Annotated in this window: 9 protein-coding genes and 4 tRNA genes; all 13 read left to right on the forward strand. The window is 59.9% G+C overall.

Annotated elements, in window-relative coordinates; all coding sequences use genetic code 11:
- Positions 1 to 173: 173 nt before the first annotated feature.
- The 13 genes from J8I87_RS30740 (at position 174) to rpoC (ending at position 14120) form a co-directional block, all read left to right on the forward strand.
- A tRNA-Tyr gene (locus J8I87_RS30740) sits at positions 174 to 259 on the forward strand.
- A gap of 45 nt (positions 260 to 304) precedes the next feature.
- A tRNA-Gly gene (locus J8I87_RS30745) sits at positions 305 to 378 on the forward strand.
- 22 nt (positions 379 to 400) lie between these two features.
- Positions 401 to 475, forward strand: a tRNA-Thr gene (locus J8I87_RS30750).
- A gap of 65 nt (positions 476 to 540) precedes the next feature.
- On the forward strand, positions 541 to 1731 hold the full coding sequence (gene tuf, locus J8I87_RS30755; protein ID WP_012402197.1) for an elongation factor Tu: 1191 nt from the start codon (positions 541 to 543) through the stop codon (positions 1729 to 1731).
- A 62-nt stretch (positions 1732 to 1793) separates the two neighbouring features.
- A tRNA-Trp gene (locus J8I87_RS30760) sits at positions 1794 to 1869 on the forward strand.
- A 35-nt stretch (positions 1870 to 1904) separates the two neighbouring features.
- Positions 1905 to 2285, forward strand: a complete 381-nt coding sequence (gene secE / locus J8I87_RS30765; RefSeq protein WP_209935946.1) for a preprotein translocase subunit SecE — start codon at positions 1905 to 1907, stop codon at positions 2283 to 2285.
- A 1-nt stretch (position 2286) separates the two neighbouring features.
- Positions 2287 to 2844 (forward strand): transcription termination/antitermination protein NusG, encoded by a 558-nt coding sequence (nusG, locus tag J8I87_RS30770; RefSeq protein WP_007578364.1) that lies wholly within the window; start codon positions 2287 to 2289, stop codon positions 2842 to 2844.
- A 151-nt stretch (positions 2845 to 2995) separates the two neighbouring features.
- Complete coding sequence (rplK, locus tag J8I87_RS30775) at positions 2996 to 3427, forward strand: 50S ribosomal protein L11 (protein ID WP_209935947.1); 432 nt, start codon at positions 2996 to 2998, stop codon at positions 3425 to 3427.
- Positions 3428 to 4126: a 50S ribosomal protein L1 gene (gene rplA / locus J8I87_RS30780; protein WP_209935949.1), complete on the forward strand. Its 699-nt coding sequence runs from the start codon at positions 3428 to 3430 to the stop codon at positions 4124 to 4126.
- A 279-nt stretch (positions 4127 to 4405) separates the two neighbouring features.
- On the forward strand, positions 4406 to 4927 hold the full coding sequence (rplJ, locus tag J8I87_RS30785; RefSeq protein WP_209935950.1) for a 50S ribosomal protein L10: 522 nt from the start codon (positions 4406 to 4408) through the stop codon (positions 4925 to 4927).
- 75 nt (positions 4928 to 5002) lie between these two features.
- The gene (rplL, locus tag J8I87_RS30790) at positions 5003 to 5380 is read left to right on the forward strand and encodes a 50S ribosomal protein L7/L12 (protein ID WP_209935951.1); all 378 of its coding nucleotides are present in this window, start codon (positions 5003 to 5005) and stop codon (positions 5378 to 5380) included.
- 370 nt (positions 5381 to 5750) lie between these two features.
- Positions 5751 to 9857, forward strand: a complete 4107-nt coding sequence (rpoB, locus tag J8I87_RS30795; protein ID WP_209935952.1) for a DNA-directed RNA polymerase subunit beta — start codon at positions 5751 to 5753, stop codon at positions 9855 to 9857.
- Positions 9858 to 9878: 21 nt separating this feature from the next.
- A complete protein-coding gene (rpoC, locus tag J8I87_RS30800; protein ID WP_209935953.1) occupies positions 9879 to 14120 on the forward strand; it encodes a DNA-directed RNA polymerase subunit beta' in 4242 nt (1413 codons plus the stop codon).
- Positions 14121 to 14122 lie beyond the last annotated feature (2 nt).

Raw genomic sequence — 14122 nt, forward strand, 5'->3', positions numbered from 1 at the left:
CCGTGTGAAAGTAGGTAATCGTCAGGCTCCTTACCCCATGCACCAACCCCGCCCTCAAAAGCGGGGTTGCTGCGTTTTAAACTCTTACTTATAAGTGAGAGCCTATGGGTTCCGAGCGATCAAGAGACACTTGACACGACGTAATCGCTCTCCCATAATCATCAGTTCTCTGCGGAGGGGTGCCCGAGTGGCTAAAGGGGGCAGACTGTAAATCTGTTGGCTTACGCCTACGTTGGTTCGAATCCAACCTCCTCCACCAGATTTCAACGCTGTAAAAGCGGCTGTCGGGAATCGATAGATCCTTGCGGGTGTAGCTCAATGGTAGAGCAGAAGCCTTCCAAGCTTACGACGAGGGTTCGATTCCCTTCACCCGCTCCAGCCAGCAGAAAGTAGATGTAGCGCCCATGTGGCTCAGTGGTAGAGCACTCCCTTGGTAAGGGAGAGGTCGGCAGTTCGATCCTGCCCATGGGCACCAGCCAGTATCAAAGTGATTGCTTGCGCCGGGCGCAACGTACGGAAAAATCCTCTTAGGAGTCGAAAATGGCCAAAGGTAAGTTTGAGCGGACCAAGCCGCACGTGAACGTGGGCACGATCGGTCACGTTGACCACGGCAAGACCACGCTGACGGCAGCAATCACGACGGTGCTGACCGCAAAGTTCGGCGGTGAGGCAAAGGCGTACGACCAGATCGACGCGGCGCCGGAAGAAAAGGCGCGCGGCATCACGATCAACACGGCGCACGTCGAGTACGAGACGGCTAACCGTCACTACGCGCACGTCGACTGCCCGGGCCACGCTGACTACGTGAAGAACATGATCACGGGCGCAGCGCAGATGGACGGCGCAATCCTGGTGTGCTCGGCCGCTGACGGCCCGATGCCGCAAACGCGTGAGCACATCCTGCTGGCGCGTCAGGTCGGTGTGCCGTACATCATCGTGTTCCTGAACAAGTGCGACATGGTCGACGACGCGGAGCTGCTCGAGCTGGTCGAAATGGAAGTGCGCGAGCTGCTGTCGAAGTACGACTTCCCGGGCGACGACACGCCGATCATCAAGGGCTCGGCGAAGCTGGCGCTCGAAGGCGACAAGGGCGAGCTGGGCGAAGTGGCGATCATGAACCTGGCCGACGCGCTGGATACGTACATCCCGACGCCGGAGCGCGCGGTTGACGGTGCATTCCTGATGCCGGTGGAAGACGTGTTCTCGATCTCGGGTCGTGGCACGGTGGTGACGGGCCGCGTCGAGCGCGGTGTCATCAAGGTCGGCGAGGAAATCGAAATCGTCGGTATCAAGCCGACGGTGAAGACGACCTGCACGGGCGTGGAAATGTTCCGCAAGCTGCTCGACCAGGGTCAGGCAGGCGACAACGTCGGTATCCTGCTGCGCGGCACGAAGCGTGAAGACGTGGAGCGCGGCCAGGTGCTGGCCAAGCCGGGTTCGATCACGCCGCACACGCACTTCACGGCTGAAGTGTACGTGCTGAGCAAGGACGAAGGCGGCCGTCATACGCCGTTCTTCAACAACTACCGTCCGCAGTTCTACTTCCGCACGACGGACGTGACGGGCTCGATCGAGCTGCCGAAGGACAAGGAAATGGTGATGCCGGGCGACAACGTGTCGATCACGGTCAAGCTGATCGCGCCGATCGCCATGGAAGAAGGTCTGCGCTTCGCAATCCGCGAAGGTGGCCGTACCGTCGGCGCAGGTGTCGTTGCCAAGATCATCGAGTAAGCCAGCTAGTTCTCGTTGATCGGTTGTTTCGGGGTTGGCGATGTCGCTGACCCCAATGGTTTAGGGGTATAGCTCAACTGGCAGAGCGTCGGTCTCCAAAACCGAAGGTTGGGGGTTCGATTCCCTCTGCCCCTGCCAATTCTCGCGTCGCTTGTGACGCTCTTTAAGGTGTTATGGCGAATCCTTCAGTCGAAACTGTTAATACTTCTAGCGACAAGCTGATGCTCGCTGCCGGAGTATTGTTGGTCTTCGCCGGGTTCGTGGGGTTCTTCTGGCTGAATGGCCAAGAGTGGTATGTCCGCGGAGCGGCCTTGGCTGTGGGACTGATCGCTGGCGTCGCAGTCGGTCTCCTGTCGGCGCCCGGCAAAGGTTTTATCGCGTTCGCGAAAGATTCATATAAGGAAGTCCGCAAGGTTGTCTGGCCGACGCGCAAAGAGGCGAGCCAAACGACTTTGGTGGTATTCGGTTTTGTGCTGATTATGGCGGTCTTCCTCTGGATTTGTGACAAATCCATCGAGTGGGCGATTTTCTCGGCGATTCTGGGTTGGAAATGATATGAGCGATATTCCGGCATCCCCGAGTGGAAAACGTTGGTATGTGGTGCACGCCTACTCCGGTATGGAGAAGAGCGTGCAACGTGCGCTTCAAGAGCGCATCGAGCGGGCCGGCATGCAGGACAAATTTGGCCAGATCCTGGTGCCGACCGAAGAGGTAGTCGAAGTCAAGGGTGGTCATAAGTCGGTAACGGAGCGTCGATTCTTTCCGGGTTACGTGCTCGTTGAGATGGAGATGACCGATGAAACCTGGCACTTGGTGAAAAACACTGCCAAAGTGACGGGTTTTGTCGGCGGTGCGCGCAATCGTCCGAGTCCGATTTCCCCGCGGGAAGTCGAAAAGATCATGTCGCAGATGCAGGAGGGTGTGGAGAAGCCGCGCCCGAAGACCCTCTTCGAAGTTGGCGAAATGGTTCGTGTGAAGGACGGTCCGTTTACGGACTTCAACGGCAGCGTCGAGGAAGTGAACTACGAAAAGTCGCGAGTCCGTGTTTCTGTGACGATTTTCGGTCGCGCGACGCCGGTCGAACTAGAGTTCGGCCAGGTCGAAAAGCTATAAATCAAGTTTTAGCGGATCGCGCCCAACGGCGCGATTCGTCTTTCGCGCTTACGGTCCGCGTAATGGCCGTTGAGGAGCGCCGGTAGCCGAAGTTCGACGAAAGCGCGCTACTACTCACCGAACGCAAATGCGTTCTAAAGAGGTTTTCCACATGGCAAAGAAAATCATCGGCTTTATCAAGCTGCAGATTCCTGCAGGTAAAGCCAACCCGTCGCCGCCGGTTGGTCCCGCACTGGGTCAGCGCGGCCTGAACATCATGGAGTTCTGCAAGGCGTTCAACGCGCAGACTCAGGGCATGGAACCGGGTCTGCCGATTCCGGTCGTCATTACCGCGTTCGCTGACAAGAGCTTCACGTTCGTTCTGAAGACTCCGCCCGCAACGGTTCTGATCAAGAAAGCGGCGAAGATCGACAAGGGTTCGAGCAAGCCGCACACCGACAAGGTCGGCAAGATTACGCGCGCTCAAGCTGAAGAAATCGCCAAGACCAAGATGCCGGATCTCACGGCAGCTGATCTGGACGCAGCGGTCCGTACGATCGCTGGCAGCGCCCGCTCGATGGGCATCACAGTGGAGGGCGTGTAAATGGCTAAGCTTTCGAAACGTCTGCAAGCATTTGCAAGCAAGGTCGATCGTCAGAAGCTGTACGCGATCGACGAGGCCCTCTCGCTCGTGAAGGAATGCGCAAGCGCGAAGTTCGACGAGTCGATCGACGTCGCTGTGCAACTGGGTATCGATGCAAAGAAGTCGGACCAGGTCGTTCGTGGTTCGGTCGTTCTGCCAGCAGGTACCGGTAAGTCGGTTCGAGTTGCTGTGTTCGCACAGGGCGAAAAGGCCGAACAGGCTCGTGCAGCAGGCGCGGAAGTTGTCGGTATGGAAGATCTGGCGGAGCAAGTGAAGGCCGGAAACCTGAACTTCGACGTCGTGATTGCTTCGCCGGATACGATGCGTATCGTCGGTACGCTGGGTCAGATTCTCGGCCCGCGCGGCCTGATGCCGAACCCGAAGGTCGGTACGGTCACGCCCGACGTTGCGACGGCAGTGAAGAACGCAAAGGCTGGTCAGGTTCAGTTCCGTGTCGACAAGGCCGGTATCATCCACGCAACCATTGGCCGGGCGTCGTTCGAGCCGACGGCATTGCGTAGCAACCTGAACGCACTGGTCGAAGCGCTGCAAAAGGCGAAGCCGGCTACGAGCAAGGGCGTGTACCTGCGTAAGATCGCACTGTCGAGCACGATGGGTGTCGGCGTGCGTGTCGATCAGGCTACGCTGGCAGCACAGTAAAGTTTTAGCCGCCTCGTTCGAGAGATCGAGGCGGGCTTTAAGGGCTTTGGGCGGTCGCGCGATTTCAGTCTGGTTCGCGCGGCCGGTTGTCAAAGACCGTTGGTGGAAGCTCAGCGGTTGGGTGTTTCCTTAATTCAAGCCAACGCAGATGGCGAACCCGAAAAGGTTTTGAAGTGATGAAGCCGTTTGAACCCCGCAGCCATGCGGACCTCGAATGGTCGAAATACTCCTGACTGGTCGGACGCCGTTGTTGAACGCGACGCATGAAGCAATCGCCCAATGCGTCGAATCTGGAGGTTAACCGTGCCACTGAACAAAGAAGGTAAGCAGGCCGTAGTGGCTGAGGTTTCCGCGCAAGTCGCGAAAGCCCAGACCATGGTTCTGGCCGAGTATCGTGGGATCACGGTTGGCGATCTGACCAAGCTGCGCGCGAAAGCGCGCGAGCAACAGGTGTATCTGCGCGTGTTGAAAAACACGTTGGCGCGTCGCGCTGTCGAAGGTACCCCGTTTGCTCCGCTGGCTGAGCAGATGACCGGTCCTCTGATCTACGGCATCTCGGAAGATGCAATTGCTGCTGCTAAGGTCGTCAACGACTTCAGCAAGGGCAATGACAAGTTGATCATCAAGGCTGGTTCGTACGAAGGCAAGGTGATGGACAAGGCAGGCGTGCAAGCGCTGGCCAGCATCCCGAGCCGCGAAGAACTGCTCTCCAAGCTGTTGTTCGTCATGCAAGCGCCTGTTTCTGGCTTTGCGCGCGCTATGGCCGCGCTGGCAGAAAAGAAGCAAGGCGAAGCTGCGTAAGCAGTGCATCGACGCACTTCAGTCGGGCGTAATTGATCGCTGGCTGTATCCGAATTCAATTTAGGAGTATTTCAAATGGCAATCGCAAAAGAAGACATCCTCGAAGCCGTAGGCGCGATGTCGGTTCTGGAACTGAACGAGCTGGTTAAGGCGTTCGAAGAAAAGTTTGGCGTGTCGGCTGCTGCTGTTGCAGTTGCTGGCCCCGCAGGCGCAGGCGGCGGTGCTGCTGCTGCTGAAGAGCAAACCGAGTTCACGGTCATCCTGTCGGAAGCCGGTGGCAACAAGGTTGCAGTGATTAAGGCTGTTCGCGAACTGACGGGTCTCGGCCTGAAGGAAGCGAAGGACCTGGTTGACGGCGCACCGAAGCCCGTTAAGGAAGCGGTGCCCAAGGCTGCTGCTGAAGAAGCCAAGAAGAAGCTGGAAGACGCAGGCGCGAAGGCTGAAATCAAGTAATTTCCGGCGCGCTGTGCGAAGGCTGGCGGTTATCCTACCGCCGGCCTTTTTGTGCTTTGTGGAAACGACGTTTTTGCCTGCTTGAATCGGTAAAAACGTCTGACTAGAAGCCAAAGAGAATCGCCGTTCGGCAAGTCCGACTGACGTTTCTCTTTGTCTTCTGAAGCGACTGCAGAAGGCAAGTTTGGTCGGGTAGCGGGCAACACAGGCATCCACTACCGTCAGCCAGCGGTTGGTAGCGGCCAACCACCAAGCTTCTAGGCTCGTTCAAGCCATCGGACGGCCAACGGGTCTCAGTCGGTGAACACTCGGGTTGTCACATCAAGGTATCCCGCCTCGACAACAATGCCCGCCGTGATTCGGAGATCGTATGCAATATTCCTTCACCGAGAAGAAGCGTATTCGCAAGAGTTTCGCGAAACGCCCCATCGTTCACCAAGTACCTTTCCTGCTGGCTACCCAGCTTGAATCATTCAGCACGTTTCTGCAAGCAGAAGTGCCAACGGTGCAGCGCAAACCGGAAGGTCTGCAGGCTGCGTTCACCTCCGTTTTTCCCATTGTTTCGCATAACGGCTTCGCTCGTCTAGAGTTCGTCAGCTACATGCTGTCGCCGCCGGCATTCAACATCAAGGAATGTCAGCAGCGCGGTCTGACCTACTGCTCGGCGCTGCGTGCCAAGGTGCGTCTGGTGCTGCTCGACAAGGAATCGCCGAGCAAGCCCGTCGTCAAGGAAGTGAAGGAGCAGGAAGTGTACATGGGCGAAATTCCGCTCATGACGCCGACTGGCTCGTTCGTCATCAACGGCACGGAACGTGTGATCGTGTCGCAGCTGCACCGTTCGCCTGGTGTGTTCTTTGAACACGACAAGGGCAAGACGCACAGCTCCGGCAAGCTGCTGTTCTCTGCACGTATCATTCCTTACCGCGGCTCGTGGCTCGACTTTGAATTCGACCCGAAGGACGTGCTGTACTTCCGCGTCGACCGCCGCCGCAAGATGCCCGTCACGATCCTGCTGAAGGCCATCGGCCTGACGCCGGAACAGATCCTCGCGAACTTCTTCGTGTTCGACAACTTCACGCTGATGCCGGAAGGCGCGCAGATGGAGTTCGTGCCGGAGCGTCTGCGCGGTGAAGTCGCGCGCTTCGACATCACGGATCGCGACGGCAAGGTCATCGTCACGAAGGACAAGCGTATCAACGCGAAGCACATTCGTGACCTCGAAAACGCGAAGACCAAGTACATTTCGGTCCCCGAAGATTATCTGCTCGGCCGCGTGCTGGCCAAGAACGTCGTTGACGGCGACACGGGCGAAGTGATCGCCAACGCGAACGACGAGATCACGGAAAGCGTGCTCGAAAAGCTGCGCGAAGCGAAGATCAAGGACATCCAGACGCTCTACACGAACGACCTGGATCAAGGTCCGTACATCTCGTCGACGCTGCGTATCGACGAAACGGCCGACAAGATGGCCGCGCGCATCGCGATCTACCGGATGATGCGTCCGGGCGAACCGCCGACGGAAGAAGCCGTCGAGGCGCTGTTCAACCGCCTGTTCTACAGCGAAGAAGCGTACGACCTGTCGAAGGTGGGTCGTATGAAGTTCAACCGCCGCGTCGGCCGCGACGAAATCGTCGGCCCGATGACGCTGCAGGACGACGACATCCTCGCGACGATCAAGATCCTCGTCGAGCTGCGCAACGGCAAGGGCGAAGTGGACGACATCGACCACCTCGGCAACCGTCGTGTGCGTTGCGTCGGCGAACTGGCGGAGAACCAGTTCCGCGCGGGTCTCGTGCGTGTCGAACGTGCCGTAAAGGAACGCCTCGGCCAGGCCGAAAGCGAAAACCTGATGCCGCACGACCTGATCAACTCGAAGCCGATTTCGTCGGCGATTCGCGAGTTCTTCGGTTCGTCGCAGCTGTCGCAGTTCATGGACCAGACCAACCCGCTGTCGGAAATCACCCACAAGCGCCGCGTGTCGGCACTTGGCCCGGGCGGTCTGACGCGCGAGCGCGCTGGCTTTGAAGTCCGCGACGTGCACCCGACGCACTATGGCCGCGTGTGCCCGATCGAAACGCCGGAAGGTCCGAACATCGGCCTGATCAACTCGCTGGCTCTGTACGCGCACCTGAACGAATACGGCTTCCTCGAAACGCCGTATCGCAAGGTGACGGACGGCAAGGTCACGGACCAGATCGACTATCTGTCGGCAATTGAAGAAGGCCGTTACGTGATCGCTCAGGCGAACGCGGCAGTGGCCGACGACGGCACGCTGACGGACGAACTCGTGTCGTCGCGTGAAGCGGGCGAAACGCTGATGGTCACGCCGGACCGCATCCAGTACATGGACGTGGCGCCGTCGCAGATCGTGTCGGTGGCAGCATCGCTGATTCCGTTCCTCGAGCACGACGATGCGAACCGTGCACTGATGGGCTCGAACATGCAGCGTCAGGCCGTGCCGTGTCTGCGTCCGGAAAAGCCGGTCGTCGGTACGGGCATCGAGCGTACGGTGGCTGTCGACTCGGGTACGACCGTGCAGGCGCTGCGCGGCGGTGTGGTCGATTACGTCGACGCCGGCCGTATCGTGATTCGTGTGAACGACGATGAAGCGGTGGCGGGTGACGTCGGTGTCGACATCTACAACCTGATCAAGTACACGCGTTCGAACCAGAACACGAACATCAACCAGCGTCCGATCGTGAAGGTCGGCGACAAGGTCGCACGCGGCGACGTGCTGGCTGACGGCGCTTCGACGGACCTCGGCGAACTGGCGCTCGGCCAGAACATGCTGGTCGCGTTCATGCCCTGGAACGGCTACAACTTCGAAGACTCGATCCTGATCTCGGAGAAGGTCGTGGCCGACGATCGCTACACGTCGATCCACATCGAAGAACTGAACGTCGTGGCTCGCGACACGAAGCTCGGACCGGAAGAAATCACGCGCGATATTTCGAATCTCGCTGAAGTGCAGCTTGGCCGTCTCGACGAGTCGGGCATCGTGTACATCGGCGCGGAAGTCGAAGCAGGCGACGTGCTGGTCGGCAAGGTCACGCCGAAGGGCGAAACCCAGCTGACGCCGGAAGAAAAGCTGCTGCGCGCGATCTTCGGCGAGAAGGCTTCGGACGTGAAGGACACGTCGCTGCGCGTGCCGTCGGGCATGAGCGGCACGGTCATCGACGTGCAGGTGTTCACGCGTGAAGGCATCCAGCGCGACAAGCGCGCGCAACAGATCATCGACGATGAACTGAAGCGCTATCGCCTCGACCTGAACGACCAGCTGCGCATCGTGGAAGGCGACGCGTTCCAGCGTCTCGCACGCATGCTCGAAGGCAAGGTCGCGAACGGCGGTCCGAAGAAGCTCGCGAAGGGCACGAAGATCGAGCGCGCTTACCTGGAAGATCTGGATCACTATCACTGGTTCGACATCCGCCTCGCCGACGAAGAAGCAGCGGCACAGCTCGAAGCGATCAAGGATTCGATCGAACAGAAGCGCCACCAGTTCGACCTGGCATTCGAAGAGAAGCGCAAGAAGCTCACGCAAGGCGACGAACTGCCGCCGGGCGTGCTGAAGATGGTCAAGGTGTACCTGGCAGTCAAGCGCCGCCTGCAGCCTGGCGACAAGATGGCAGGCCGTCACGGTAACAAGGGTGTCGTGTCGAAGATCGTGCCGATCGAAGACATGCCGTACATGGCCGATGGCCGTCCCGCAGACGTCGTGCTGAACCCGCTCGGCGTTCCGTCACGGATGAACGTGGGTCAGGTTCTCGAAGTGCATCTGGGTTGGGCCGCGAAGGGTCTGGGCTGGCGTATCGGCGAAATGCTGCAGCGTCAGTCGAAGATCGAGGAAGTTCGTGCGTTCCTGACCAAGATCTACAACGAGTCGGGCCGCGCGGAAGAGCTGGACAGCTTCTCCGACGACGAGATCCTCGAACTGGCGAAGAACCTGCGCGAAGGCGTGCCGTTTGCTACGCCGGTGTTCGACGGTGCAACGGAAGAAGAAATGTCGAGCATGCTCGACCTCGCCTTCCCGGACGCCATCGCGCAGAACCTCGGCATGACGAAGTCGAAGAACCAGGTGCGTCTGTACGACGGCCGCACGGGTGAAGCCTTCGAACGTACGGTGACGGTTGGCTACATGCACTACCTGAAGCTGCACCACCTGGTCGACGACAAGATGCACGCGCGTTCGACGGGTCCGTACTCGCTCGTCACGCAGCAGCCGCTGGGTGGTAAGGCGCAGTTCGGTGGTCAGCGCTTCGGTGAAATGGAAGTGTGGGCGCTCGAAGCCTACGGCGCGTCGTATGTGCTGCAGGAAATGTTGACGGTCAAGTCGGACGACGTGACAGGCCGGACCAAGGTCTATGAGAACCTGGTCAAGGGCGATCACGTGATCGACGCGGGCATGCCGGAATCCTTCAACGTGCTGGTGAAGGAAATCCGCTCGCTCGGTATCGACATCGACCTCGACCGCAACTAATCGGACTACGGAGAGAAAGCAATGAAAGCTCTGCTCGATCTATTCAAGCAAGTCCAACAGGAAGAAGTTTTCGACGCGATCAAGATCGGTCTGGCCTCGCCCGACAAGATCCGTTCGTGGTCGTTCGGCGAAGTGAAGAAGCCGGAAACCATCAACTACCGCACGTTCAAGCCGGAGCGGGATGGTCTGTTCTGCGCGAAGATTTTTGGTCCGATCAAGGACTACGAATGCCTTTGCGGCAAGTACAAGCGCCTGAAGCACCGTGGCGTGATCTGCGAGAAGTGTGGCGTCGAAGTGACGCTCGCCAAGGTGCGTCGCGAGCGCATGGGCCACATCGAACTGGCCTCGCCTGTCGCGCACATCTGGTTCCTGAAGTCGCTGCCGTCGCGTCTGGGCATGGTGCTCGACATGACGCTGCGCGACATCGAGCGCGTGCTGTACTTCGAAGCATATGTGGTGATCGATCCGGGCATGACGCCGCTGAAGGCGCGTCAGATCATGACGGAAGAGGATTACTACAACAAGGTCGAAGAGTACGGCGACGAGTTCCGCGCTGAAATGGGCGCGGAAGGCGTGCGCGAACTGCTGCGCGCGATCAACATCGACGAGCAGGTCGAAACGCTGCGCTCGGAGCTGAAGAACACGGGTTCGGAAGCGAAGATCAAGAAGTACGCGAAGCGTCTGAAGGTGCTCGAGGCCTTCCAGCGTTCGGGCATCAAGCCCGAGTGGATGATTCTCGAAGTGCTGCCGGTGCTGCCGCCGGAACTGCGTCCGCTGGTTCCGCTGGACGGCGGCCGCTTCGCGACCTCGGACCTGAACGACCTGTATCGCCGTGTGATCAACCGTAACAACCGGTTGAAGCGTCTGCTCGAACTGAAGGCGCCTGAAATCATCGTCCGCAACGAAAAGCGGATGCTGCAGGAAGCCGTCGATTCGCTGCTCGACAACGGCCGTCGGGGCAAGGCGATGACGGGCGCGAACAAGCGCCCGCTGAAGTCGCTCGCCGACATGATCAAGGGTAAGGGCGGCCGCTTCCGTCAGAACCTGCTGGGTAAGCGCGTCGACTACTCGGGCCGTTCGGTCATCGTGGTCGGCCCGACGCTGAAGCTGCACCAGTGCGGTCTGCCGAAGCTGATGGCGCTCGAACTGTTCAAGCCGTTCATCTTCAACAAGCTGGAAGTGATGGGCGTCGCGACGACCATCAAGGCTGCGAAGAAGGAAGTCGAGAACCAGACGCCGGTGGTGTGGGACATCCTCGAAGAGGTGATCCGCGAACATCCGGTGATGCTGAACCGCGCGCCGACGCTGCACCGTCTCGGCATTCAGGCTTTCGAGCCGGTGCTGATCGAAGGTAAGGCAATCCAGCTGCACCCGCTCGTTTGCGCGGCGTTCAACGCCGACTTCGACGGTGACCAGATGGCCGTTCACGTTCCGCTGTCGCTCGAAGCGCAGATGGAAGCGCGCACGCTGATGCTGGCGTCGAACAACGTGCTGTTCCCGGCTAACGGCGATCCGTCGATCGTGCCGTCGCAGGATATCGTGCTCGGCCTGTACTACGCGACGCGCGAAGCCATCAACGGCAAGGGCGAAGGCCTGACGTTCACGGGCGTGTCGGAAGTGCTGCGCGCTTACGAGAACAAGGAAGTCGAGCTGGCCTCGCGCGTCAACGTGCGGATCACGGAAATGGTCCACAACGAAGACAAGTCGGAAGGCGCGCCGGCGTTCGTGCCGAAGATCACGCTGTACGCGACCACGGTCGGACGCTCGATCCTGTCGGAGATCCTGCCGCCGGGCCTGCCGTTCTCGGTGCTGAACAAGCCGCTGAAGAAGAAGGAGATTTCGCGTCTGATCAACACGGCATTCCGCAAGTGCGGTCTGCGCGAAACGGTGATCTTCGCCGACCAGCTGATGCAGTCGGGCTTCCGCCTGGCAACGCGCGCCGGTATTTCGATCTGCGTCGACGACATGCTCGTGCCGCCGCAGAAGGAAACGATCGTCGGCGACGCCGCGAAGAAGGTGAAGGAATACGACCGTCAGTACATGTCGGGTCTCGTCACCGCGCAGGAACGCTACAACAACGTGGTCGACATCTGGTCGGCGACGTCGGAAGCGGTCGGCAAGGCGATGATGGAGCAGCTGTCGACGGAGCCTGTCGTGGACCGCGACGGCAACGAAACGCGTCAGGAGTCGTTCAACTCCATCTACATGATGGCCGACTCGGGCGCGCGTGGTTCGGCAGTTCAGATCCGTCAGCTGGCCGGTATGCGCGGCCTGATGGCGAAGCCGGACGGCTCGATCATCGAGACGCCGATTACGGCGAACTTCCGTGAAGGCCTGAACGTGTTGCAGTACTTCATCTCGACCCACGGCGCACGTAAGGGTCTGGCTGATACGGCACTGAAGACGGCGAACTCGGGTTACCTGACGCGGCGTCTCGTCGACGTGACGCAGGATCTCGTCGTGGTCGAAGACGATTGCGGTACGTCGAACGGCGTGGCGATGAAGGCGCTGGTCGAAGGCGGTGAAGTCGTCGAAGCGCTGCGCGACCGTATCCTCGGCCGCGTCGCGGTGGCTGACGTCGTCAATCCGGAAACGCAGGAGACGCTGTATGAATCGGGCACGCTGCTCGACGAAACGGCCGTCGAAGAAATCGAGCGTCTGGGCATCGACGAAGTGCGCGTGCGCACGCCGCTCACCTGCGAAACGCGTTACGGTCTGTGCGCGTCGTGCTATGGCCGCGACCTGGGCCGTGGCTCGCTCGTGAACGTCGGCGAAGCAGTCGGCGTGATCGCTGCGCAGTCGATCGGTGAGCCGGGCACGCAGCTGACGATGCGTACGTTCCACATCGGTGGTGCGGCATCGCGTGCGGCAGTGGCGTCGTCGGTCGAAGCGAAGAGCAACGGTACGGTGCGTTTCACCGCGACCATGCGTTACGTGACGAATGCGAAGGGCGAGCAGATCGTCATCTCGCGTTCGGGCGAAGCGCTGATCACCGACGACCACGGCCGCGAGCGCGAGCGTCACAAGGTGCCGTACGGCGCGACGCTGCTGCAGCTCGACGGTGCGCAGATCAAGGCTGGCACGCAGCTGGCCACGTGGGACCCGCTGACGCGTCCGATCATCACCGAGTGGGGCGGTACGGTGAAGTTCGAAAACGTCGAGGAAGGCGTGACGGTCGCGAAGCAGATCGACGACGTGACGGGTCTGTCCACGCTGGTCGTGATCGACGCGAAGCGCCGCGGCTCGCAATCGTCGAAGAGCGTGCGTCCGCAGGTCAAGCTGCTCGACGCGAACGGCGAGGAAGTGAAGATCCCGAACTCGGAGCACTCGGTTCAGATCGGCTTCCAGGTCGGCGCTCTGATCACCGTGAAGGACGGTCAGCAGGTTCAGGTGGGTGAAGTGCTCGCACGTATCCCGACTGAAGCGCAGAAGACGCGTGACATTACGGGTGGTCTGCCGCGCGTGGCGGAGCTGTTCGAAGCACGTTCGCCGAAGGACGCAGGTATCCTGGCGGAAGTCACGGGTACGACGTCGTTCGGTAAGGACACGAAGGGCAAGCAGCGTCTCGTTATCACGGACCTCGAGGGCAACCAGCACGAGTTCCTGATCGCGAAGGAAAAGCAGGTTCTGGTGCACGATGGTCAGGTCGTCAACAAGGGCGAAATGATCGTCGACGGACCGGCCGATCCGCACGACATCCTGCGTCTGCAGGGTATCGAAGCGCTGTCGCGCTACATCGTCGACGAAGTGCAGGACGTGTACCGTCTGCAGGGCGTGAAGATCAACGACAAGCACATTGAAGTGATCGTGCGTCAGATGCTGCGTCGTGTGCAGATCGTCGATAACGGCGATACGCGCTTCATCCCGGGCGAGCAGGTCGAGCGTTCGGACATGCTGGACGAAAACGACCGCATGATCGCGGAAGACAAGCGTCCGGCAACGTACGAGAACATCCTGCTGGGTATCACGAAGGCGTCGCTGTCGACGGATTCGTTCATCTCTGCAGCATCGTTCCAGGAAACGACCCGCGTGCTGACGGAAGCGGCGATCATGGGCAAGCGCGACGATCTGCGTGGCCTGAAGGAAAACGTGATCGTCGGCCGTCTGATTCCGGCCGGTACGGGTCTCGCGTTCCACAAGGCGCGCAAGAGCAAGGAACTGGCCGACCGCGAGCGTTTCGACCAGATCGCTGCCGAAGAGGCCTTCGAGTTCGGTACGCCAGAATCCCCGGCCGCCGAGCAGACGCCGCACACCAACGAGTAAGC

The sequence above is a fragment of the Paraburkholderia sp. LEh10 genome, from assembly GCF_017814945.1.
Lineage (GTDB): Bacteria > Pseudomonadota > Gammaproteobacteria > Burkholderiales > Burkholderiaceae > Paraburkholderia.